The organism is Achromobacter insuavis (genome assembly GCF_902859645.1).
Classification (GTDB): domain Bacteria; phylum Pseudomonadota; class Gammaproteobacteria; order Burkholderiales; family Burkholderiaceae_B; genus Achromobacter; species Achromobacter insuavis.
Genome location: NZ_CADIJR010000001.1, coordinates 197,179 through 219,908, shown reverse-complemented (window position 1 = coordinate 219,908; position 22,730 = coordinate 197,179). Strand labels below are relative to the sequence as shown.

The following is a 22,730-nucleotide window of genomic DNA, read 5'->3' as shown; positions in this document are numbered from 1 at the left end:
ATCAAGATGTACGACACCCTCATCGGCAATGTCCGCGTGCTCGACGGCTCGGGCGGCGCCGAATACACCGCCGACGTCGCGCTCTCCGGCGGCCGCATCGCGGCGATCGGCGACCTGTCCGGCCAGCCGGCGGGGCAGATCATCAACGGCGCCGGCCTGGCGCTCGCGCCCGGCTTCATCGACGTCCACACCCACGACGACACCAACGTCATCCGCACCCCCGGCATGCTGCCCAAGCTGTCGCAGGGCGTGACCACGGTGGTGGTGGGCAACTGCGGCATCAGCGCCTCGCCGGTCTCGCTGCGCGGCGAGCCGCCCGACCCGATGAACCTGCTGGGCCAGCGCGACGACTTCGCCTACCCGACCTTCGCCGACTACACCCGCGCCATCGAGGCCGCGCATCCCGCCGTGAACGTGGCCGCGCTGGTCGGCCACACCGCCCTGCGCAACAACCACATGGACCGCCTCGACCGCAGTGCCACGCGCGACGAGGTGCTGGCCATGCGCGAGCAGCTGCGCGAAGCCCTGGCCCATGGCGCCATCGGCCTGAGCACCGGCCTGGCCTACGGCTCGGCGATCGAGGCCGACACCGCCGAGGTCAAGCTGCTGGCCGAAGTCCTGGACGAATTCGGCGCGCTCTACACCACCCACCTGCGCTCGGAATTCGCCGCCATCCTGGAAGCCATGCAGGAAGCCTTCGACATCGCCCTGCACGCCCGCGTGCCGGTGGTGGTGTCGCACCTGAAGTGCGCCGGCGCCGGCAACTGGGGCCGCACCAAGGAAGTGCTGTTCAAGCTGGAGAACGCCGGCCGCATGCAGCACGTGGGCTGCGACTGCTATCCGTACTCGGCCAGCTCGTCCACGCTCGACCTCAAGCAGGTCACCGACGAATTCGACATCGACATCACCTGGTCGGTGCCGCACCCCGAACAGGCCCGCCGCAAACTGTCCGCCATCGCCGCCGACTGGGGCGTGACGCTACTGGAAGCGGCGAAGCGCCTGCAACCGGCCGGCGCCGTGTACCACAACATGCACGAGGACGACGTGCGCCGCGTGCTGTCGAACCGGCTCACCATGGTCGGCTCCGACGGCCTGCCCAACGATCCCATGCCGCACCCGCGCCTGTGGGGCGCCTTCCCGCGCGTGCTCGGCCACTACAGCCGCGACGTCGGCCTGTTCCCGCTGCCCGAGGCCGTCCACAAGATGACCGGCCTGTCCGCCGCCCGCTTCGGCCTGGCCGAACGCGGCCTGGTGCGCACGGGCTTCCACGCCGACCTGGTGCTGTTCGACCCCGCCACCGTCATCGACCGCGCCACCTTCGCCGCCCCCGTCCAGACCGCCGCCGGCATCGAGGCCGTCTGGGTCAACGGCGTCCTGTCCTACCGCCACGGCCAACCCACCGGCGACCGCGCCGGCCGCTGGCTGCCCCGCAACGGCGACCTGCGCGCCAGCTTCGCCGCCTCCACCCCCGCCCTCCAGGAGCCCTGACATGAGCAGCACCACCCCCACCGCCGACAACAACGGCATCACCCGCTACGGCGTCGCCGGCGGCACCGGCCAAGGCGGCTCCCACATGCCCTTCGCCCGCGCCGTCGCCGCCGACGGCTGGCTCTACGTCTCGGGCCAGGTCCCGATGGAAAACGGCGAAGTCATCGAAGGCGGCACCGTCGCCCAGTCCCACAAGGCCATCCAGCAGGTCCTCGCGATCCTCAAGGAAGCCGGCTACGGCCCCGAACACGTCGTCCGCTGCGGCGTCTGGCTCGACGACGCCCGCGACTTCCCCTCGTTCAACAAGGTCTTCAAGGAATACTTCGGCGCAAATCCCCCCGCCCGCGCCTGCGTGCAGTCGCCGCTGATGGTGGATGCGAAAGTAGAAATCGACTGCGTGGCCTATAAACGCCCCCACGCCGCGCTCACTGCGTGAGCTAGCTGGCCCCCCAAGGGGGCTGCCCGGCCTTCGGACGGCCGGGCGTCCCTCCTGGCACCAGCCATCCGCTGCGCGCTTCAGGTAACACCGCCCACACCTCGCCGCAAGCGCGCAGCGACCAGCATCACGACGCAAGACGCCACGTATGCAAAAAAAGGCCGCCCGGGCGGCCTTTTTTTGCGGGCAACGCAAACCTCTCTCATCCCCCTGCGATCCAGCAGCGCCGCATTTCTCGAAACCCGTAGCCCGGCGCGGGGCGCGCAGGCGGTGAGCGCGCCGTCGATGCGCCCGAGGGAATCTGAAGGCAGTCGCCGCAGGCGACAACGAAGATGACAAAGGGAAAGTCCGGAGCGAACGCTCCGGACCGCAATCGTTGGCGCGCTCACCGCCTGCGCGCCCCGTGCCGGGCGGCCTACGAAGCAAACACCACCGCCCAACTACATCTTGACAACATCCACGCCCTTAGGCGCCACAAACCGAAACTCCCCCTCCCCAAGCTTGGGATTGGGAACGATCCCGGAAAGATCCACCCGCGTCGTCTGCCCGAACGAATCCAGCAGCTCCACCCGCACCGGCAGATTGTCCTTCATGCCGATATCCACCCGGGAGAACCCCGCATCCGCCGTGCGCGGCTTCGCCCGCAGCCAATCGATGCCATCCTTGGACGGCAACGCCGACACATCGAACGATTGCTCCAGCGACCCCGACCCGAACAGGATCGCCGCCGGCGACGTCCCGATGGCGGCATCCACCTTGCGCTCGGTCACCTGCGCCAGGTCCGGATCGAACTGGAACACCTGCTTGCCGTCCGAGATCACCAGCTGCTCGTAGGGCTTCTGCACCGCCCACTTGAACTTGCCCGGCCGCTGGAACGAGAACACGCCCGTCTGCGCCGGCTGCGTGCGCCCCTGCGTATTGACGGTGTATTGGGAAAACGCGCCCGTCGCCGCCGTCACCGACCCCACGAACGCGCGCAACTGTTCCTGCGCGCTGGCGGCCATCGCCGCGGCCGGCGTCAACGCCGGGACCAGGCAGAAGGCCAGGCCGGCGGCCAGGCCACGAAACGTCTTCATCATGCTTCCTCTCGAGCGGCGGCGGGCACCAGGATCTCCCGGTTGCCATTGGACTGCATCGCCGACACGATACCCGATTGCTCCATCTGTTCCAGTAACCGCGCCGCACGGTTGTAACCAATGCGCAGGTGGCGCTGCACCAGCGAGATCGAGGCGCGGCGATGCTTGAGCACCACCTCGCAGGCCTGGTCGTACATCGGGTCCGACTCGGCGTCGCCGCCGATGCCGGTGACGCTGCTGGCGCCTTCGCCGCCGTCGCCGTCCAGCCCGCCTTCCAGCAGGCCCTCGACATAGTTCGGCTCGCCCTGCGCCTTCAGGCTTTCGACCACGCGGTGCACTTCGTCATCGCTGACGAAGGCGCCGTGCACGCGCACCGGCAGGCCGGTGCCCGGCGGCATGTAGAGCATGTCGCCCTGGCCCAGCAGGGTCTCCGCGCCCATCTGGTCGAGAATGGTGCGCGAGTCGATCTTGGACGACACCTGGAAGGCGATGCGGGTCGGGATGTTGGCCTTGATCAGGCCGGTGATGACGTCGACGCTGGGACGCTGCGTCGCCAGGATCAGGTGAATGCCGGCCGCGCGCGCCTTCTGCGCCAGGCGGGCGATCAGTTCTTCGATCTTCTTGCCCACCACCATCATCAGGTCGGCCAGCTCGTCGATGACCACCACGATGGTGGGCAGCGGCGACAGCGGCTCGGGCTGGTCGTGCGTCAGCGAGAACGGATTCGGGATCGGTTCCTCGCGCTTGATGGCGTCGCGGATCTTGGTGTTGTAGCCGGCCAGGTTGCGCACGCCCATCTTGCTCATCAGGCGGTAGCGCTTCTCCATTTCGCCCACGCACCAGTTCAGCGCATTGGCGGCATGGCGCATGTCCGTGACCACCGGCGCCAGCAGGTGCGGAATGCCTTCGTAGACGCTCATTTCGAGCATCTTCGGGTCGATCAGGATCAGGCGGGTGTGCGAGGCGTCGGCCTTGTACAGCAGCGACAGGATCATGGCGTTGATCCCGACCGACTTGCCCGATCCGGTGGTGCCCGCCACCAGCAGGTGCGGCATCTTGGCCAGGTCGGCCACCACCGGGTTGCCGGCGATGTCCTTGCCCAGCGCCATGGTCACCACCGAATGGCTGGCGTGATAGGTCTGCGACCCCAGGATCTCGGACAGCTTCACCACCTGGCGGCGCGGGTTGGGCAGTTCCAGGCCCATCAGGTTCTTGCCCGGAATGGTTTCCACCACCCGGATGCTGACCAGGCTGAGCGCGCGCGCCAGGTCCTTGGCCAGGTTGACGATCTGGCTGCCCTTGACGCCGGTGGCCGGCTCGATTTCGTAACGCGTGATGACCGGGCCGGCCTGCGCCGCCACCACGGTGACGGACACGCCGAAGTCGGCCAGTTTCTTTTCGATCAGGCGCGAGGTGAATTCGATGGTCTCGGCCGACACGGTTTCCTGGTTGGCCAGGGGCGGATCCAGCAGGCTGATGGCCGGCAGGTCGCCCTCGCCGCCCGGCGGCGGGGCGAAGAACAGCGATTGCTGCTTTTCCTTTTCGACGCGTTCGGACTTGGGCACCACGGTGATCGCCGGCTCGATGCGCACCGGTTGTTCATGCACCAGCTTTTCCTGCTTGGCCACCACCTGCTCGGTGCGCACGGCCTTGGCCACCTCGCCGACCTTGCGGTCTTCGCGCGCGGCGTAGGAATTGCGCACCCGGCGCACCAGGCCTTCGAGCCAGGAGCCGACGCGCTCGGCCACGGTCAGCCACGAGAACGAGAAGAACAGGCTCAGGCCGATCGCCAGCATCACCAGGAAGGCCAGCGTGCTGCCGGTGAAACCGATGCTGCGGCCCATCAGGTCGGCCAGGGTGTGGCCGATGACGCCGCCGGCGCCGCTGGCGCTTTCCGAGGCGCCCGGCAGGTGGGTGCCGCGGCTGGCCAGACGCAGGGCTTCCATGCCCAGCGAGCCGATCAGCAGCAGGAAGAAGCCGATGCCCTCTTCCCAGTGGACGCGCGGCAACACTTCCGGCTGCTTACCATTGGTAACGCGAAGATGGCTGGCGAGGCGGCGGTAACCCGCCCGCACCCGGTGCAGCAGCAGGATGACCCACCACCAGGCGGAGAAACCGAACAGGTACAGCAGGATGTCCGCCAGGTAGGCGCCGAGGGTTCCGCCCCTGTTATGGATGGTCCCGGCGGGGACGGAATGGGACCAGCCCGGGTCGGCGGCGCTCCAGGTGGCCAGCACCAGCGTGAGCCAGGCGGCCAGGGCGGCGAAGAGGATCCAGCGGGCTTCGCGCAGCAACGCGGAGATACGCGTCTGCAGCGGCGAAGGCCCGTTGCGGGTGTTGCGCGAAGCGCGCGGAGAAGCAGTCGAGATACGCGGCATGCGGCTCATTATAATTGGGCGTTAACCTAAAGATACCCGCCCATGTCCACGCCTACGCACGCTAAAGTTTTGATACTCGGATCCGGCCCCGCCGGTTACACGGCGGCCGTCTATGCGGCACGCGCCAATCTGAGCCCCGTCCTTGTTACAGGTTTGGCCCAAGGCGGCCAGCTGATGACCACCACGGACGTCGACAACTGGCCGGCCGACGCCGATGGCGTGCAGGGTCCGGACCTGATGCAGCGCTTCCAGAAGCACGCCGAGCGCTTCAACACCGAAATGCTGTTCGACCACATCGCCAAGGTCGACCTGTCCAAGCGTCCGTTCACCCTGACCGGCGACACCGGCAAGGTCTACACCTGCGACGCCCTGATCATCGCCACCGGCGCCTCGGCCAAGTACCTGGGCCTGCCGTCCGAAGAGGCCTTCATGGGCCGCGGCGTGTCCGGTTGCGCCACCTGCGACGGCTTCTTCTACCGCAACCAGGACGTGGTCGTGGTCGGCGGCGGCAACACCGCCGTCGAGGAAGCCCTGTACCTGTCCAACATCTGCCGCAAGGTCACCCTGATCCACCGCCGCGACAAGTTCCGCGCCGAGCCGATCCTGGTCGACAAGCTGATGAGCAAGGTCGAGAACGGCAACATGGAACTGAAGGTGTTCCATACGCTGGAAGAAGTGCTGGGCGACGACAGCGGCGTCACCGGCGTGCGCGTGCGCCACGTCGACACCGGCGCCACCGAAGACCTGAAGGTCACCGGCGCCTTCATCGCCATCGGCCACCAGCCCAACACCGAGATCTTCCAGGGCCAGCTCGAAATGAAGGACGGCTACATCGTCACCAAGAGCGGCCTGTCCGGCATGGCCACCATGACCTCGGTCCCGGGCGTGTTCGCCGCCGGCGACGTGCAGGACCACGTCTACCGCCAGGCCATCACCAGCGCCGGCACGGGCTGCATGGCCGCCCTGGACGCACAACGGTGGCTGGAGAATGCGGGGCAATAAGGTCGGCGCGGCCGACCTGAAACGCCTCAAGAAAGACCTGCAGGCCGAGCAAGAGCGCGCCGCCCTCGCCCAGCGGGTGGCGGCGCTGAAGAAAACCGCGCCGGCGCCCGGCGCGGACACCGATCCGGCCGACGACATGGCCGCGTTCCGGCGCACCATGCAGTCGGTCAAGCCGATCAAGCAGGCCGCGCGCGTCGAGCACAAGCCGGCGCCGCAGCCGGCCCCGGCGCTGCGCCGCGCCAACGCGCTGGGCGAAACGTCCACGCGCGCGGATGTGGGCGTCTCGGACAGCGGCGAAATCACGCACCTGCTGTCCGAAGGCGGCACGGCCTTCGTGCGCAGCGACGCCGCGCCCGACACCGCGCGCAACCTGCGCCGCGGCCAGTGGCGCGCCGGCGCCGAACTCGACCTGCACGGCCTGCGCGTGGAGCAGGCGCGCCACGCCATGCTGTCGTTCCTGGACGAGTGCCAGGAACACGGCATCCGCTGCGTGCGCATCGTGCACGGCAAGGGCTACGGCTCGGAAGGACTGGAGCCGGTGCTCAAGGACAAGGCCCGCACCTGGCTGGTGCAGAAGACTGAAGTCCTGGCGTTTTCCGAGGCGCCCGAGCGCGAAGGCGGCGCCGGCGCCCTGCTGGTGCTGCTGCGCCAATCCGAGGGATCGCGCAAATGAAGTGGCTCTACCTGGGCATCGCCATCATCGCCGAGATCTTCGCCACCAGCGCCCTGAAAAGCTCCGACGGCTTTTCGCGCCTGCTGCCGTCGGTCGTGACGGTGTTCGGCTACATGATCTCGTTCTACTTCCTGTCGCTGACGCTGCGCGAGGTGCCGGTCGGCATCGCCTACGCCATCTGGTCGGGCGTGGGCATCGTGCTGATCTCCATCGTCGGCGCGTTGTTCTTCAAGCAGCACCTGGACACCCCCGCGCTGATCGGCATCGGCCTGATCATCGCCGGCGTGGTGGTCATGAACGTCTTCTCGAAGTCCGTGTCGCACTGAGCCGTCCCGGGCGCAAGCCCGGGTCCGGCCGCCGCCGGCGCGTGTCCGGGCCGCCCGGCGCCCCCGCCACGCTCAGGCCGTGCCGTTTTCCGCGGGCGGCTTCGGCGCGCCCGGATGGCGCAGGTAGTCCACCAGCGCCAACGTGGCGCGGTCGGGCGGCGGCGTCAGCAGCGACACCACGATGATCGTCAGGAACGCCACCGGCGCGCCGAACACCCCGGCCGCGATCGGCTGGATGCCCCACCACAGGTCCACCGGCTGGGTCCGCGAGATCCCCAGCACCCATTCCCGCAGCCACGGATGCGTGTGTGTCATGTAGGCAAACGTCACCAGCAGGCCCGCCGCCATGCCGAGCGTGGCGCCCCACTTGTTGGCGCGGCGCCAGAACACGCCCATCACCAGCGCCGGGAAGAACGACGAGGCCGCGAACGAGAACGCCGCCGACACCATGAAAAGGATGTCGGCCGGCTTGCGCGCCGCCACCCAGGCCGCGCCGAACGCCACCACCAGCAGCAGGATCTTGGACACCATCACCCGCCGCGCCGCCGACATGCGCGGCGACACCATCCGGTACCACATGTCGTGCGACAGCGAATTGGACAGGGTCAACAGCAGGCCATCGGCGGTGGACAGCGCCGCCGCCAGGCCGCCCGCCGCCACCAGCCCGGAGATCACATAGGGCAAGCCGCCGATCTCGGGCATGGCCAGCACCACCACGTCCGCGCCGATGCTGATCTCGCTGAGCTGCACCACGCCATCGCGGTTGATGTCGGTGACGTCCAGCAGATTGCTGTCGACCGCGCTCCAGGCATGCACCCAGTTCGGCAGGCTGAGGAAATTCGACCCCACCACCTGCGTGTAGACCTCGTACTTCACCAGCAGCGCCAGCGCCGGCGCCATGAAATACAGCAGCAGGATGAACAGCAGCGACCAGCACACCGAGCGGCGCGCCTCGATCACCGACGAGGTGGTGTATGAACGCATCAGGATGTGCGGCATGCCCGCGGTGCCCAGCATCAGGCACAGCACCAGCGCCAGGAAATTGATGCGCATGTTGCGCCGTTCCTCCGGATCTTCAGATGGAAAGGGCTCGGCATGCGGGGTCAGCGGCGCGGCGCGCGCCTCGAAGGTGGCCTTGGCCTGAGACCAGGCGATCCTGGCCTCCTCCACATTGGGCGGAAAGGCCGCCAGTTCGCGTTCGACCGAACGGATCTCGACCATCGGCGCGTCGCCGGCGTTGAGCTGGGCCAGGCGGCTGCGCAGCTTGTCCTTTTCCAGCGCCCAGGACTCGGGCAGGTCGCGCACCCGCTGCGCCATCTCGTCGGCGCGCTCCTGCCACAGGCGGCGCACCTCGATCTCGGCCGGATCGTTCTGCAGGTAGACCTCTTTTTCGGTCACCTGCTGCAGCACCGCGCCGGCCGACAGCTGCGGCACCGGCATGTCGGTGTGCTTGATCGACAGCCACACCACCGGCACCAGGTAGGCGATGACCAGGATGATGTACTGCCCCACCTGGGTCCAGGTGACGGCGCGCATGCCGCCCAGGAACGAACAGACCAGCATGCCGCCCAGGGCCACGAAGATGCCCAGCTCGAACGAAATGCCGGTCATGCGCGTGGTGATGATGCCCACGCCGTAGATCTGCGCCACCAGGTAGGTGAACGAACAGAGGATGGCGCAGGCCACGCCCGCCAGCCGCGGCAGGTTGCCGCCGTAGCGCGCCCCCATGAAATCGGGAATGGTGTATTGGCCGAAGCGGCGCAGGTACGGCGCCAGCAGCATCGCCACCAGCACGTAGCCGCCGGTCCAGCCCATGATGTAGGCCAGTCCGCCGTAGCCCGTCAGGTACAGCGTGCCGGCGACGCCGATGAAGGAAGCCACCGACATCCAGTCCGCGGCGGTGGCCATGCCGTTGTAGAAGGCCGGCACCCGCCGGCCGGCCACGTAGTATTCGACCTGGTCCGAGGTGCGGCAGACGATGCCGATGCCCGCGTACAGGCTGACCGTGACCAACAGGAACACGTAGCCGATCCAGTTGCGCGGCAGGCCCAGGATCTCGGCCAGCGCCATCAACAGGATCATCAGCGCGAAGCCGGCCGTGTACAGCACGTAGATGCGGCGCAGCCGGATGCTGAATTGCTGCGGGGTATCTCCGCCGAACGGCATCAGGCGTCCCCCTTGGCCTCTTCCGAGCGCTGGTCGGCGCGGTTCATGATCCGCGCATAGATGCCGATGATGATGAGATAGGCCAGCGGCGCGCCGTAGGCCGCCATCCAGAACGAGAACGGCCAGCCGATGAAGTCGAACGACAGGCTGCGGGCGAAATAGGATGGAACGAAGGTCAACGTCGCCCAGACGACCAGCAGCAACACGATCAGCCGCACATTGCGGCGCCAGTAGCGCGTGGGGACGGGTTTGGAGGAAACGCGGGATTCCGGCATAGCTAGCGTGAGCGAAACCTGGGGAATATCGCGAAACGCGGCGCTGGAAAAAACCCTGGCGTGCGGAATACGGGCTTTTTATGCGACAACGGCCGGCACTGCCTGGTGCCAGCCGTTGTGCGTTTTGCTTTTCTTGAGTACTGCTACTTTTTTATGTACCGGTGCCGCCGGTAATTGCCCATGCAGGGCTTTGTCTCCTCACCTGCATGGGAAGAGATTCTGCACCAGATGCGGGAATGCCACACTAGGGGAATGCCCTAATTCGGCGCATTCATTTACATATTCCATGCACCACAGTAGTGCATCTTGGCGTCTCTGTTCTAAATATTGGGATTTTTTCGACCCAAACCCGCTTTCCGGAGGCTGCCGGCGGGCCCGATTTTGAGCCAGCCTCAACTCCCCCCGGCCCCGCCGCCCGCTTCCGGGCACTCGCGCCGCGCCATCGCGGCGCATCCGCAGACCGGATGATGCCAGCGCGTCTTTACGTTCCGTTTACACCCCCCCGCCAAAGCTATACCCCGTTTTTACCCCCTGCTCCGTAACCTGCCGGTGTCCTGATTGGTCACTTCGCCCGCGCGGTCCGCATCCCCTTTTGCCGCCCGGGCCCGTCGTTCGAAGGGAGCCCGCTCCCGGGAGGAAAAACGTGGATGCCATCTATATCGCGATCTTCGCCGTCATGGCCGGGCTGACCTACGCCCTGGTCTCGTTCTGCGAAGCCTTGTCCTCGGGAGAGCAACCATGAGCTGGCTCTACTGGCTGAGCGGCATCACGTCCGCGCTGCTGTTCGTGTACCTGCTGGTCGCCCTGTTCAAACCGGAGAAGTTCTGATGACTGCCGAATTCGTCGGACTGCTGGTCGTGTACCTGGTGGTCCTGCTCGCGATCGCGCCCTTTCTGGGGCGCTATATCCGCATCGCCATGGAAAACGGGCAATCCCGGCTGACCGCCTGGGGCCGCCCGCTGGAACGTGGCATCTACCGGCTGGCGGGCATCGACCCGCAGGCTGAAATGGGCTGGAAGCGCTATGCGCTGGCCGTGCTCGCCTTCAACATCCTGGGCATCGTGGCGGTCTACGCGCTGCAACGCCTGCAGGGCCTGCTGCCGCTGAACCCGGCCGGCATGGGCGCCGTCTCGCCCGATTCCTCGCTCAACACCGCCATCAGCTTCGTGGCCAACACCAACTGGCAGGGCTACGGCGGCGAATCGACGATGAGCTACCTGACGCAGATGCTGGCGCTGACGGTGCAGAACTTCGTCTCGGCCGCCACCGGCATCGCGGTGCTGTTCGCGCTGATCCGCGGGCTGGCGCGCCATTGCTCGGCCACGGTGGGCAACTTCTGGGCCGACATGGTGCGCAGCACGCTGTACGTGCTGCTGCCGCTGTCGCTGGTGCTGGCGCTGGCGCTGGTCAGCCAGGGCGTGATCCAGAACGTCAGCCCCTACCAGGACGTGCAGACGGTCGAAGCCCTGCATTACGACCAGCCGCGCGTGGATGCCCAGGGGCAGCCGGTGCTGGACGCCAAGGGCCAGCCCGTGACCGACCCCGCGGTCACCCAGACGCAGACGCTGGCCATGGGCCCGGTCGCCTCGCAGGAAGCGATCAAGATGCTGGGCACCAACGGCGGCGGCTTCTTCAACGCCAACTCCGCGCATCCCTATGAAAACCCGACGGCCCTGTCGAACTTCCTGGAGATGCTGGCGATCCTGGTGATCCCGGCGGCGCTGTGCTTCACCTTCGGCGAGATGGTCGGCAACCGGCGCCAGGGCATCGCCATCCTGGCGGCCATGACGCTGCTGTTCGCCGTGTTCGCCTTGAGCACCGCCTATTTCGAGCAGCAGCCCAATCCGATGACCGCCCAGACCGGCGTCGACAGCGCCATGAGCGCGCTCTCGCCGGGCGGCAACATGGAGGGCAAGGAGACCCGCTTCGGCATCGCCGCCACTTCGCTGTTCGCCACCATCACCACGGCGGCCTCGTGCGGCGCGGTCAACGGCATGCACGATTCGCTGAGCGCCATGGGCGGACTGTCGCCGATGCTGCTGATGCAGCTGGGCGAAGTGGTCTACGGCGGGGTCGGCTCCGGCCTCTACGGCATGCTGGCGTTCGCCATCCTGGGCGTCTTCATCGCCGGGCTGATGATCGGCCGCACGCCCGAGTACCTGGGCAAGAAGATCGAGGCCTACGACATGAAGATGGTCTCGATCGTGATCCTGGCGACGCCGCTGCTGGTGCTGGGCGGCACCGCGCTGGCGGTGTCGGTGACGGCCGGCCAGGCCGGCGTGCTGAACCCCGGCATCCACGGCTTCTCCGAGATCCTGTACGCCCTGTCCTCGGCCGCCAACAACAACGGCAGCGCCTTCGCCGGCCTGTCCGCCAACACGCCCTTCTACAACGTGTTGCTGGGCATCGCCATGTGGTTCGGCCGCTTCGCCGTCATCATCGCGGTGCTGGCGATGGCCGGATCGCTGGCGGCCAAGCGCCGCCTGCCCGCCGGGCCCGGCAGCATGCCGACCACCGGTCCCCTCTTCGTGGTGCTGCTGATCGGCGCGGTCCTGCTGGTAGGCGCCCTGACTTATGTGCCCGCGCTGGCCCTGGGCCCGGTCGCGGAACACCTGCAACCCTGAATGCAACAGGCTAGGAAAGAAAATGGCCAAGATTGATATGCCAACCCAAGGCGCCGGCGGCGGCGCCGCCCGCGCGCCGTCGGCCGCGCCGCTCGAACGCAAGTTCGGCATGTGGTCGGGCGCGCTGGTCGGCCCCGCGCTGCTGGACAGCCTGCGCAAGCTCTCGCCCGCCGCGCAACTCAAGAACCCCGTGATGTTCGTGGTCTACGTGGGCAGCATCCTGACCACGATCCTGTGGATCATGGCGTTGCGCGGCCAGGCCGAGGCGCCCGCGGGCTTCATCCTCGCGATCTCCGTGTGGCTCTGGTTCACGGTGCTGTTCGCCAACTTCGCCGAAGCGCTGGCCGAGGGCCGCGGCAAGCAGCAGGCCGCGACCCTGCGCGGCCTGCGCACCACCATCGATGCGCGCCTGCTCAAGGGTTTCCGCGATGAGGATGCCGCCCGCGCCGAACCGGCGCTGTGGCGCAACCAGGCCGTCAAGCAGGCCTCCGGGCTGCTGCGCCGCAATGACGTGGTGCTGGTGGAAGCCGGCGAAACCATCCCGGGCGACGGCCAGGTCATCGCCGGCGTCGCCTCGGTGGACGAAAGCGCCATCACCGGTGAATCGGCGCCGGTCATCCGCGAATCGGGCGGCGACTTCTCGTCCGTCACCGGCGGCACCCGGGTGCTGTCCGACTGGATCTTCGTGCGCATCGCCGCCGATCCGGGCGAGAGCTTCCTGGACCGCATGATCGCCATGGTCGAAGGCGCCAAGCGCCAGAAGACGCCCAACGAGCTGGCGCTGACGATCCTGCTGGTCGGCCTGACGGTGGTGTTCCTGCTGGTGGTCGCGACGCTGATGCCGTTCTCGATCTATTCGGTCACGGCCGCCGGCGGCGGCACCGCCGTCACCGTCACGGTGCTGGTGGCGCTGCTGGTCTGCCTGATCCCCACCACCATTGGCGGCCTGCTGTCGGCCATCGGCGTGGCGGGCATGAGCCGCATGATGGGCGCCAACGTCATCGCCACCTCGGGCCGCGCGGTGGAAGCCGCCGGCGACGTCGACGTGCTGCTGCTGGACAAGACCGGCACCATCACCTTCGGCAACCGCCAGGCCTCGACCTTCCTGCCCGCGCCCGGCGTAGCGCCGCGCGAACTGGCGGACGCGGCGCGCCTGGCCTCGCTGGCCGACGAAACGCCCGAAGGCCGCAGCATCGTGGCGCTGGCCGACAAGGCCATCCACGCGCCGGCCGTGCGCGCCGCCGATGCCGAGTACGTGCCCTTCACCGCGCAGACCCGCATGAGCGGCGTCAACCTGAAAGACCGCATGATCCGCAAGGGCGCGGTCGACGCGGTGCGCGCCTGGCTGGCCGAGCAGGACGCCACCGTGCCCGAACAGGTGCTGCGCCTGGCCGAGGACGTGGCGCGTCGCGGCAGCACGCCGCTGATGGTCAGCGACGGCAACCGCGCGCTGGGCGTGGTCGAGCTCAAGGACATCGTCAAGCCCGACATCCAGTCGCGCTTCGCCGAGCTGCGCCGCATGGGCATCAAGACGGTGATGATCACCGGCGACAACAAGCTCACCGCCGCCTCCATCGCCGCCGAAGCGGGCGTCGACGACTTCCTCGCGGAAGCCACGCCGGAAGCCAAGCTCAAGCTGATCCGCGCCTACCAGAGCGAAGGCCGCCTGGTGGCGATGACCGGCGACGGCACCAACGACGCGCCGGCGCTGGCGCAGGCCGACGTCGCGGTGGCGATGAATTCGGGCACCCAGGCCGCCAAGGAGGCGGGCAACATGGTGGACCTGGATTCCAACCCCACCAAGCTCATCGAGATCGTCGAGATCGGCAAGCAGATGCTGATGACGCGCGGCGCGCTCACCACCTTCAGCATCGCCAACGACGTGGCCAAGTACTTCGCCATCATCCCGGCGGCGTTCGCCACGGTGTATCCGCAGCTGAACGTGCTGAACATCATGGGCCTGTCCACGCCGGCCTCGGCCATCCTGTCGGCCGTGATCTTCAACGCGCTCATCATCATCGTGCTGATCCCGCTGGCGCTCAAGGGCGTGCGCTACCGCCCGCTGGGCGCCTCGATCCTGCTGCGCCGCAATCTGCTGATCTATGGACTGGGCGGCCTGCTGGTGCCGTTCGCCGGCATCAAGCTGGTCGACATGGTGCTGGCCGCCCTGGGCTGGGTCTGACCCGCGCCCGTCACTGGAAAGGAACTCATCATGAAACAAGCTCTTCCCCTGCCGCGCCAAGGCGGCATCCTGCGCCCCGCCCTGGTCGTGTTCGCCGCCCTGTCGCTGGTGACCGGCCTGGCCTACCCCTTCCTGACCACCGGCATCGCCGCCGCCGTGTTCCCGCACGAAGCGTCGGGTTCGCTGATCCGCCAGGGCGACAAGGTGGTCGGCTCGGAATGGATCGGCCAGTCGTTCAGCGCCCCGCAGTACTTCTGGGGCCGGCCGTCGGCCACCTCGCCGATGCCGTACAACGGCGCCAACTCCGGCGGCTCCAACCTGGGTCCGCGCAATCCGGCGCTGGCCGAGGCCGTCCAGGCGCGCATCGCCACCCTCAAGGCCGCCGATCCGGACAATCCCACGCCGGTGCCGGTGGACCTGGTCACCGCCTCGGGCAGCGGCCTGGATCCGCACATCAGCCCCGCCGCCGCGGCCTATCAGGCCGCGCGCGTGGCCCGCGCCCGCCATCTGCCGCGCGACAAGGTCGACGCCCTGATCGAAGCCAACACCTCCAAGCCCTGGCTGGGCGTGCTGGGCGACCCGGTCGTCAACGTGCTCAAGCTCAATCTGGCGCTGGACCAGCTGGCGCCGCTGAAATGACACGCCGGCGTATAGTATTGCCAGCCGTTCCCCCACTTCACTTGCGCGTTCATGGCTGACAATGCTGACGAGCGTCCCGATCCGGACGCGCTCTTGAAAGACCTCGACGATGCCGCGCGCCAGGCGGTGCGCGGCAAGTTGCGGGTCTACTTCGGCTCGTCCGCCGGCGTCGGCAAGACCTACGCCATGCTGGTGGCCGCCCGCGCCCACGCCGCGCAAGGCGCCCGCGTGCTGGCCGGCATCGTAGAAACGCACGGCCGGCGCGAGACCGCCGCCCTGCTCGAAGGCCTGGCGGTCCTGCCGCTCAAGGACGTCGCCTACCGCGGCCACGCGCTCAAGGAATTCGACCTGGACGGCGCGCTGGCCGCCCACCCCGACCTGGTGCTGGTCGACGAACTGGCGCATTCCAACGCGCCCGGCTCGCGCCACGCCAAGCGCTGGCAGGACATCCAGGAACTGCTGGCGGCCGGCATCGACGTCTGGACCACGCTCAACGTGCAGCACCTGGACAGCCTCAACGAGGCCGTCGGCAGCATCACCGGCGTGCGGGTCTGGGAAACCGTGCCTGACGAAGTCTTCGACGCGGCCGACGAAGTCATCCTGGTGGACCTGTCGGCCGACGAACTGCTGCGCCGCCTGCGCGAGGGCAAGGTCTACCTGCCCGAGCAGGCGCGCCACGCCACCCGCAACTTCTTCCGCAAGGGCAACCTGATCGCGCTGCGCGAACTGGCGCTGCGCCGCACCGCCGACCACGTCGACGACGACGTGCAGGCCTATCGCCGCGACCGCGCCATCGAGCCGGTCTGGCGCACGCGCGAAGCGGTGGTGGCCTGCATCGGCCCGGACGCCGACGCCGAATACGTCATCCGCAGCGCCCACCGCCTCAGCCAGCAGCTGGAATGCGACCTGCACGTGGTCACCATCGACGTGCCGCGCGCCGCGCCGCCGCCGCAGGCCGAACAGGAACGGCTGCAGCGCAGCCTGGCGCTGGCCGACTCGCTCGGCGCGCGCTGCGAGACCCTGGCCGGCGGCGACATGGTCGACGCGGTGGTGCGCTACGTGCGCCGCCACAACATCACCAAGGCCATCGTCGGCCGTACCCGCGCCAGCGGCCTGCAGCGTCTGCGCCTGTCGCTGTCGGCGCTGCTGACCGCGGCCATCAGCCCCGGCTGGCTGTGGCGCCGCCACAGCTTCGCCGACATGCTGGCCGCCGGCTGCCCCGAAATCGACATCATCCGCCTGGGCGCGCCGCCGCTGCCCGCCGCCAGCGTGCCGGGCCGCGATCCGCTCACGCTGGGCCGCCGCGGCCGCCTGAACGGCGACGAGCGCAGCCCGCTGGCGCTGGGCGGCTACGCCTGGGCGCTGTGCTATTGCGCGCTGGCCACCGCGCTGTCGGCGCTGGCGTTCCCGGCGCTGCACCAGACCAACATCGTCATGCTGTTCCTGCTGGCGGTGGTGGCCGTGGCGCTGCGCCATGGCCGCGGCCCGGCCGCGCTGGCCTCGATCGTCAGCGTGGGGCTGTTCGATTTTTTCTTCGTGCAGCCGCTGGCCTCGTTCGCCGTGTCGGACGTGCAATACCTGCTGACCTTCGGCGTGCTGCTGGCCGTGGGCCTGCTGATCGGCCAGCTCACCGCCGGCCTGCGGCTGCAGGCCCAGGCCTCGGTCAAGCGCGAGGCCGATGCGCGCAGCCTGTATGAATTCGCGCGCGAGCTGTCGTCGGCGCTCCTGCCCGAGCAGATCGTCGCGTCCGCCGGCGCCTTCGTGCACGCCACCTTCGGCTCGCGCTGCGCGCTCTACATCCTCGGCCTGGACGACCGCCTCAAGCTGGCCTCGCCCGCCGCCGACGACATGCCGCCGCTGGAGTCGGCGCTGGCCCAATGGGTCTACGACCACGGCCAGCCGGCCGGCGCCGGCACCGCCACGCTGTCCAACAGCGACCTGCTGTACCTGCCGCTGAAGGCGCCGATGCGCACCCGCGGCGTGCTGGCGCTGGCGGCGCCGCGCCGCAGCCTGTTCTCGCAACCCGACTCGCGCCGCCAGATCGAGGCCTACGCCACGCTCATCGCCATCGCCCTGGAGCGCCTGCATTACGTCGAAGTGGCGCAGCAGGCGCTGGTCAGCATGGAATCCGAAAAGCTGCGCAACTCGCTGCTGGCCGCGGTCTCGCACGACCTGCGCACGCCGCTCACCAGCCTGGTCGGCATGACCGACACGCTGATGCGGCGCCAGGACGCGCTGCCGGCCGACATCCAGGACACCATCCGCGCCATGCGCGACCAGGCGCAGCGCATGCACGCGCTGGTCGCCAACCTGCTCGACATGGCGCGCCTGCAGAGCCGCGACACGCCGCTGCGGCTGGAATGGCAGTCGATCGAGGAACTGGTCGGCGCCTCGCTGGCCGCCATGCGCGAACCGCTGGCGGCGCACCAGGTCGCGGTCGACAGCCTGTCCGGGCTGCCGCTGGTCGAATGCGATGGCGTGCTGATCGAGCGGGTGCTGTGCAACCTGCTGGAAAATGCCGCCAAGTACACCCCGGCCGGCAGCGTCATCCGCCTGCACGCCGCGGCGCAGGACGGCGAGCTGCGCGTCGCGGTGTGCGACAACGGCCCCGGCGTCGCGCCCGGCGCCGAGCGCCGCATCTTCGAGAAATTCACCCGCGGCGAACGCGAATCCGCCACCCCCGGCGTCGGCCTCGGCCTGGCCGTGTGCGAGGCCATCGTCAGCGCGCACCACGGCCGCATCTGGGTCGAGCACGCGCCGGGCCAGCCCAGCGGCGCGCAATTCGTCTTCACGCTGCCCCTGGGTACGCCGCCCCCGATCCACCCCGAAATCGCCTGAGTCCATCGCATGTTCGACTTTCAGCCCACCGTCCTCATCATCGAGGACGACGCCAATATCCGCCGCTTCGTGCGCCAGGCCCTGGAGAGCGAAGGCTGCGCCGTGTTCGAAGCCGACACCGTCAAGCGCGGCCTGATCGAGGCCGGCACCCGTCAGCCCGACGCCGTGGTGCTGGACCTGGGCCTGCCGGACGAGGACGGCATGACCCTGATCCGCGAACTGCGCGGCTGGACCGAAGTGCCGGTGCTGGTGCTGTCGGCGCGCACGGCCGAGGCCGACAAGGTGGCGGCGCTGGACGCCGGCGCCGACGACTACCTGACCAAGCCGTTCGGCGTCAGCGAACTGCTGGCGCGGCTGCGCGTGCTGCTGCGGCGCCATGCCCGCGGCGGCGCCGGCAGCGCCGCCGAGATCAGCTTCGGCGACGTGCGCGTGGACTTCGCCAAGCGCGTGGTCGAACGCGGCGGCCAGCACGTGCACCTGACCGCCATGGAATACCGCCTGCTGGCCGCGCTGCTGGCCCATCGCGGCAAGGTCATGACCCACCGCGAACTGCTGCGCGAGGTCTGGGGCCCGTCGCACGTGGAAAGCAACCACTACCTGCGCATCTACATGGGCCACCTGCGGCAGAAGCTCGAGGCCGATCCGGCGCAACCGGTCTACCTGCTGACCGAGATCGGCGTGGGCTACCGCTTCGCGGGCTGAAGGCAGGCGCGGCATGCCGCGCCATTGATGCGCCTTTTACGCGGGCCGCGCGAGTCTTGTCTCGCCGTTTATGCCGCTTCTCCTATTGTGGCGATCCCGTCCAACACAGGAGAATTCCATGTCCCGCAACACCCTGGCCGCGCTCGCGCTGTTCGCCCTTGCCACCCCCGTGCACGCCGCCGATGCGCCCGCCGCCGGTGAGCCGGCTCCCGAGTACTCGCTGACCGCCAACGTCACGCTGGCCAGCCAGTACCGCTACCGCGGCCTGATGCAGACCAACAACCAGCCCGCGATCCAGGGCGGCTTCGATTTCACGCACGCCAGCGGCCTGTACCTGGGCAACTGGAACTCCAGCATCAGCTGGCTCAACGACGGCAACAGCAAGGTCTCGGCGCCGGTGGAGATGGACTTCTACGGCGGCTACAAGGGCAACCTGGCGCCGAACGTGCCGTTCGACCTGGGCGTGCTGCAGTACTACTATCCCGGCGACTACCCGTCGGGCTACACCAGCCCCGACACCACCGAGCTGTATGCCGGCCTGGGCTACGGCCCGGTGCTATTCAAGTACTCGATCGCCATGACCAACCTGTTCGGCTTCGCCGACAGCAAGTACAGCCAGTATTTCGATCTGAGCGGCAACTTCGACACTGGGTTCTGGGGCCTGACGGTCAACGCCCACGTCGGCCGCCAGACGGTCCGCAACGTCACCGACGGCGCCTACACCGACTGGAAACTGGGATTGACCAAGGACTTCGGCCAGGGCCTGGCGGTCTCGATCGCCTATATCGACACCAATGCCGACCGCGCCGTCTACACCAACAGCCGCGGCCGCTACATGGGCCGCGCCACCGGCCTGCTGTCGCTGACCAAGACGTTCTGAGCGCGTCCGGGCGTTGACGCGCTTTTTACGCGCCGCGCCCGCATTTATCGGCAGGTTTTACGGCCCGCTTTCTATAGTGGAATCGTCATCAACCAACCGGATACGCGCAAGCCCACCCCCCGGCTGCGCCCCCCCCGACCGCCATGATTCCCCGCCAAGAACGCAGCACGTACGCCTCGTTTGACCGCTCCGCGCCGGCCCCCGCGCCGCAGCCCGCGGAAATGGTTTCCCTGACCGTCAGGATCGACACGCTGGACGCCCTGAAGGTGCGGTTGGCCCTGCACCGCGAACTGGGCGAACGCATCGGCGTCTACGTGCTGTCGGTGGATCACGCGCATGGCCAGAGCATCCTGCAGCTGCATTGCGACCGCGGCCAGGTCGACGCCCTGATGCACGCGGTGATGTGCGGACTGCCCCAGGCCGAGTTCGGCCCGCTGCGCCCCGCCGCCGCCATCACGGTGCAGTGACCATGGATACCCCGCTCCCCCCCGCTTTCGACGGCCTCTGGCTGCCGATGGTCACGCCGATGCGCGGCGGCTATGTCGATTGCGAGGCCGCCCAGGCGCTGGCGCGCTACTACCGCAACGCCGGCGTGGCCGGCCTGGTGCTGTTCGGCTCCACCGGCGAAGGCAACCTGCTCTCCATTCCCGAGAAGATCGAGATGATCGAGGCCATCCGCCGCGATCCGCACGCCCTGCCGCTGGTGTTCGGCGCGGGCGGCGTCGACACGCGCGGCGTGGCCGCCGCCATCCGCCGCCTGGACAAGTACGCGCCCGCCGGCTACCTGGTGCCCCCGCCCTACTACCTGGGCCCGTCGCAGCAGGGCATCCTGTGGCATTACCGGCAGATCGCCTGGGCCACCGAGCGTCCCATCATTCTCTACAACATTCCCAAGCGGGCCGGCGTCACCATGACGGTCGAAACCATGGAATCGCTGGCGCTGCTGCCCAATTTCCACGCCGTCAAGGAATGCAATCCACCGGTGCTGATGGCGCTGAATGCGCGCGGACACCTGGCGGCCCTCTGCGGCGAGGACATGGCGCTGCTCGACCATTTCCTGGCGGGCGGGCGCGGCGCCATTCCGGCGGCCGCCCACCTGTTCCCCGAACGCTTCGTCGAAGTGATGCAGCTGGCGCGCGACGGCCACGCCGAAGCGGCGCGCGAATTGTTCGAGCCGCTGCGCGGCCTGATCCGCGTGCTGTTCGCCGAACCCAACCCGGCGCCGATCAAGCGCGCGCTGGCCCTGCAAGGCCTGATCGCCGACGAACTGCGCCTGCCCATGACCAGCGCCAGCCGCGAGCTGACCCCGCGCCTGCAGCGGGCCATGAGCGTGGTGCAGGGCTCGCCTAGTAGGCTGCAGACAGCTTGAACACCGCCACCGCGCGCGCCAGGTCGTCGGCCTGATCGTGCAAGGTGGCGGCCGACGCCGCGAACTCCTCGACCAGCGCCGCATTCTGCTGCGTCACGCTGTCCAGGTGCGTCACCGCCTGGTTGATCTGTTCGATGCCGACGCTCTGCTCGGACGAGGCGGTGGCGATCTCGCCCATCAGCGGCGCGCTACTCGCCGCCGACTGCAGCACGCTGCTCATGGTGGCGCTGGCCTGCTCGACCCGCTGGCTGCCGCGTTCGACCGAATCCGACGACGCCTCGATCAGCGTCTTGATTTCCTTGGCGGCGGTGGCCGAGCGCTGCGCCAGCGCCCGCACCTCGCCCGCCACCACCGCGAACCCGCGCCCCTGCTCGCCGGCGCGCGCGGCCTCCACCGCGGCATTGAGCGCCAGGATGTTGGTCTGGAACGCGATTTCGTCGATCAGTCGGATGATCTCGTCGATCCGCTGCGAGCTCTGCGAGATCTCGCGCATCGCGTCGATCGCGTGCTGCGTTTCTTCGCTGCCCTGCCGCGCCAGTTGCGCCGACTGGCCGGCCAGCGAACTGACCTCGCGCACGTGGTCGGCGCTCTGCTTGGCGGTGGCCGTGATCTGCTCGACGCTGGCCGCGGTCTGCTCCAGCGCGGCCGCCTGTTTCTCGGTGCGGTCGTGCAGGTCCATGCTGCCCGCGGCGATCTGGCGCGAAGCCGCCGCGATCGAACCGGTGGAGTGCACGATGGTGCGCACCGCCACGTCCAGCCGTTCCTGCATCAAGGCCATGGCGTCGAACAGCCGGCCGATCTCGCCGCGATGGTGGCGCGAGATGATGCTGGACAGATCGCCTTGCGCCACCCGCTCACAGACCGCCACCGCCTCGTCCAGCGGACGGATGATGTGGGAACGGAAGAACCGCAGCGCCGCCGCCAGCAGCGCCACCAGCAGCGCCAGCGTCACGCCGCCCTGGCGCCACAGCGTCGCGCGAAAAGCCGCATCGACGTCGTCCACGTACAGGCCGGTGAACATCAGCCACCCCCATTCCGGGTCGTAGACGGCGTAGCTGGCCTTGGGCAGCGCCTCTTCGGCCCCCGGCCGCGGAAAGTGATACTGGACGAAGCCGCCGCCCGCCTTGCCCTGCGCGTAGAGATTCTCGAAGATCGGCAGACCGTCACTGTCCGTGACCGCGCGCACATTGGTGCCGGTCATCTTGGCGTCGGGATGCACCAGCAGCGTATAGCTGTCGTCGAACACGCCGACATAGCCGTCCGCGCCATAGCGCAGCTGCGCCAGGCGCTGCGCCACGTTACGCTTGGCCTGCTCGGGCGACAGGTGCTCGTCGAGGGCGCGCTGCTTGCCATTGCGCACGATGCCGGCGGCCAGGTCCAGCACATTGCGCAGTTCCGTCTTGCGCTCTGCCAGCATCTCGGCGCGCCGTTCCCAGGCATCCCATCCCCCCAAGGCCAGCACCGCGACCCCGATCGCGAGCACGAACCACAGCAGCTCCCTGCGCAAGCTTGAATTCTTCATAGACCCTCTTTCTCCATGCCCACCCGCATCCGAAACCAAAGACGGCGAAATGTGACGATTTATCTATTGCGTCTGATCAGAATAAGGGGGAGCGACAGGGTTTTCACCGACGAGAGGGGCCGGGCTTGATCTACGTCAAGCCCGGCAAGCATTT

The 22,730-nt window shown here is 68.4% G+C and carries 19 protein-coding genes; 14 read left to right on the top strand and 5 right to left on the bottom strand.

Annotated features, from left to right (window positions below):
• The first annotated feature begins 6 nt into the window (after positions 1-6).
• Complete coding sequence (locus H0523_RS01010; protein ID WP_054433035.1) at positions 7-1,488, top strand: N-acyl-D-amino-acid deacylase family protein; 1,482 nt, start codon at positions 7-9, stop codon at positions 1,486-1,488.
• Position 1,489: 1 nt separating this feature from the next.
• Positions 1,490-1,924, top strand: coding sequence for a RidA family protein (locus H0523_RS01005; protein WP_054433033.1), 435 nt, complete (start codon positions 1,490-1,492; stop codon positions 1,922-1,924).
• 440 nt (positions 1,925-2,364) lie between these two features.
• Here H0523_RS01005 and lolA read toward each other — a convergent pair whose 3' ends face one another.
• Both lolA and H0523_RS00995 read right to left on the bottom strand, forming a co-directional pair.
• Positions 2,365-3,000: an outer membrane lipoprotein chaperone LolA gene (gene lolA / locus H0523_RS01000; protein ID WP_054433031.1), complete on the bottom strand. Its 636-nt coding sequence runs from the start codon at positions 2,998-3,000 to the stop codon at positions 2,365-2,367.
• Complete coding sequence (locus tag H0523_RS00995) at positions 3,000-5,378, bottom strand: DNA translocase FtsK (protein WP_156350367.1); 2,379 nt, start codon at positions 5,376-5,378, stop codon at positions 3,000-3,002. Before H0523_RS00995 ends, lolA begins: the two co-directional genes overlap by 1 nt.
• A 42-nt stretch (positions 5,379-5,420) precedes the next feature.
• Here H0523_RS00995 and trxB point away from each other — a divergent pair, with 42 nt between their 5' ends.
• Genes trxB through H0523_RS00980 form a run of 3 tightly spaced genes read left to right on the top strand, consistent with a single transcriptional unit; the run spans position 5,421 to position 7,379 of the window.
• Positions 5,421-6,380: a thioredoxin-disulfide reductase gene (trxB, locus tag H0523_RS00990; RefSeq protein WP_054433026.1), complete on the top strand. Its 960-nt coding sequence runs from the start codon at positions 5,421-5,423 to the stop codon at positions 6,378-6,380.
• Complete coding sequence (locus tag H0523_RS00985; RefSeq protein ID WP_054433024.1) at positions 6,367-7,053, top strand: Smr/MutS family protein; 687 nt, start codon at positions 6,367-6,369, stop codon at positions 7,051-7,053. The genes trxB and H0523_RS00985 overlap by 14 nt, the downstream gene beginning before the upstream one ends.
• Positions 7,050-7,379, top strand: a complete 330-nt coding sequence (locus H0523_RS00980; protein ID WP_054433023.1) for a DMT family transporter — start codon at positions 7,050-7,052, stop codon at positions 7,377-7,379. The genes H0523_RS00985 and H0523_RS00980 overlap by 4 nt, the downstream gene beginning before the upstream one ends.
• A 72-nt stretch (positions 7,380-7,451) precedes the next feature.
• Here the strand turns inward: H0523_RS00980 and H0523_RS00975 are convergent, their stop codons facing one another.
• Both H0523_RS00975 and H0523_RS00970 read right to left on the bottom strand, forming a co-directional pair.
• Entirely contained in the window at positions 7,452-9,545 is a 2,094-nt protein-coding gene (locus H0523_RS00975) for a sodium:solute symporter family protein (RefSeq protein ID WP_054433021.1), read from the bottom strand.
• Positions 9,545-9,820, bottom strand: a complete 276-nt coding sequence (locus H0523_RS00970; protein ID WP_054433018.1) for a DUF4212 domain-containing protein — start codon at positions 9,818-9,820, stop codon at positions 9,545-9,547. The genes H0523_RS00975 and H0523_RS00970 overlap by 1 nt, the downstream gene beginning before the upstream one ends.
• A 738-nt stretch (positions 9,821-10,558) precedes the next feature.
• On the opposite strand from H0523_RS00970, the gene kdpF reads away from it, so the two are divergent.
• The 9 genes from kdpF to dapA all read left to right on the top strand — a co-directional run bounded on the left by kdpF (position 10,559) and on the right by dapA (position 21,054).
• Complete coding sequence (gene kdpF / locus H0523_RS00965) at positions 10,559-10,648, top strand: K(+)-transporting ATPase subunit F (protein WP_035360036.1); 90 nt, start codon at positions 10,559-10,561, stop codon at positions 10,646-10,648.
• On the top strand, positions 10,648-12,444 hold the full coding sequence (kdpA, locus tag H0523_RS00960) for a potassium-transporting ATPase subunit KdpA (RefSeq protein WP_054433015.1): 1,797 nt from the start codon (positions 10,648-10,650) through the stop codon (positions 12,442-12,444). Before kdpF ends, kdpA begins: the two co-directional genes overlap by 1 nt.
• Before the next feature lie 22 nt (positions 12,445-12,466).
• The gene (gene kdpB / locus H0523_RS00955; RefSeq protein ID WP_054433013.1) at positions 12,467-14,626 is read left to right on the top strand and encodes a potassium-transporting ATPase subunit KdpB; all 2,160 of its coding nucleotides are present in this window, start codon (positions 12,467-12,469) and stop codon (positions 14,624-14,626) included.
• 30 nt (positions 14,627-14,656) lie between these two features.
• Positions 14,657-15,265, top strand: coding sequence for a potassium-transporting ATPase subunit KdpC (gene kdpC, locus H0523_RS00950; protein ID WP_054433009.1), 609 nt, complete (start codon positions 14,657-14,659; stop codon positions 15,263-15,265).
• A gap of 51 nt (positions 15,266-15,316) precedes the next feature.
• Entirely contained in the window at positions 15,317-18,103 is a 2,787-nt protein-coding gene (locus H0523_RS00945; RefSeq protein ID WP_054433007.1) for a DUF4118 domain-containing protein, read from the top strand.
• 9 nt (positions 18,104-18,112) lie between these two features.
• Positions 18,113-18,805 (top strand): two-component system response regulator KdpE, encoded by a 693-nt coding sequence (gene kdpE, locus H0523_RS00940; RefSeq protein ID WP_054419958.1) that lies wholly within the window; start codon positions 18,113-18,115, stop codon positions 18,803-18,805.
• Between the two features lie 118 nt (positions 18,806-18,923).
• Entirely contained in the window at positions 18,924-19,685 is a 762-nt protein-coding gene (locus H0523_RS00935; RefSeq protein WP_054433001.1) for a TorF family putative porin, read from the top strand.
• 221 nt (positions 19,686-19,906) lie between these two features.
• Positions 19,907-20,152, top strand: a complete 246-nt coding sequence (locus H0523_RS00930; protein WP_054433090.1) for a hypothetical protein — start codon at positions 19,907-19,909, stop codon at positions 20,150-20,152.
• Between the two features lie 2 nt (positions 20,153-20,154).
• A complete protein-coding gene (gene dapA, locus H0523_RS00925; protein ID WP_054432997.1) occupies positions 20,155-21,054 on the top strand; it encodes a 4-hydroxy-tetrahydrodipicolinate synthase in 900 nt (299 codons plus the stop codon).
• Here the strand turns inward: dapA and H0523_RS00920 are convergent.
• Positions 21,032-22,576, bottom strand: coding sequence for a methyl-accepting chemotaxis protein (locus H0523_RS00920; protein ID WP_054432995.1), 1,545 nt, complete (start codon positions 22,574-22,576; stop codon positions 21,032-21,034). The genes dapA and H0523_RS00920 overlap by 23 nt on opposite strands.
• Positions 22,577-22,730 lie beyond the last annotated feature (154 nt).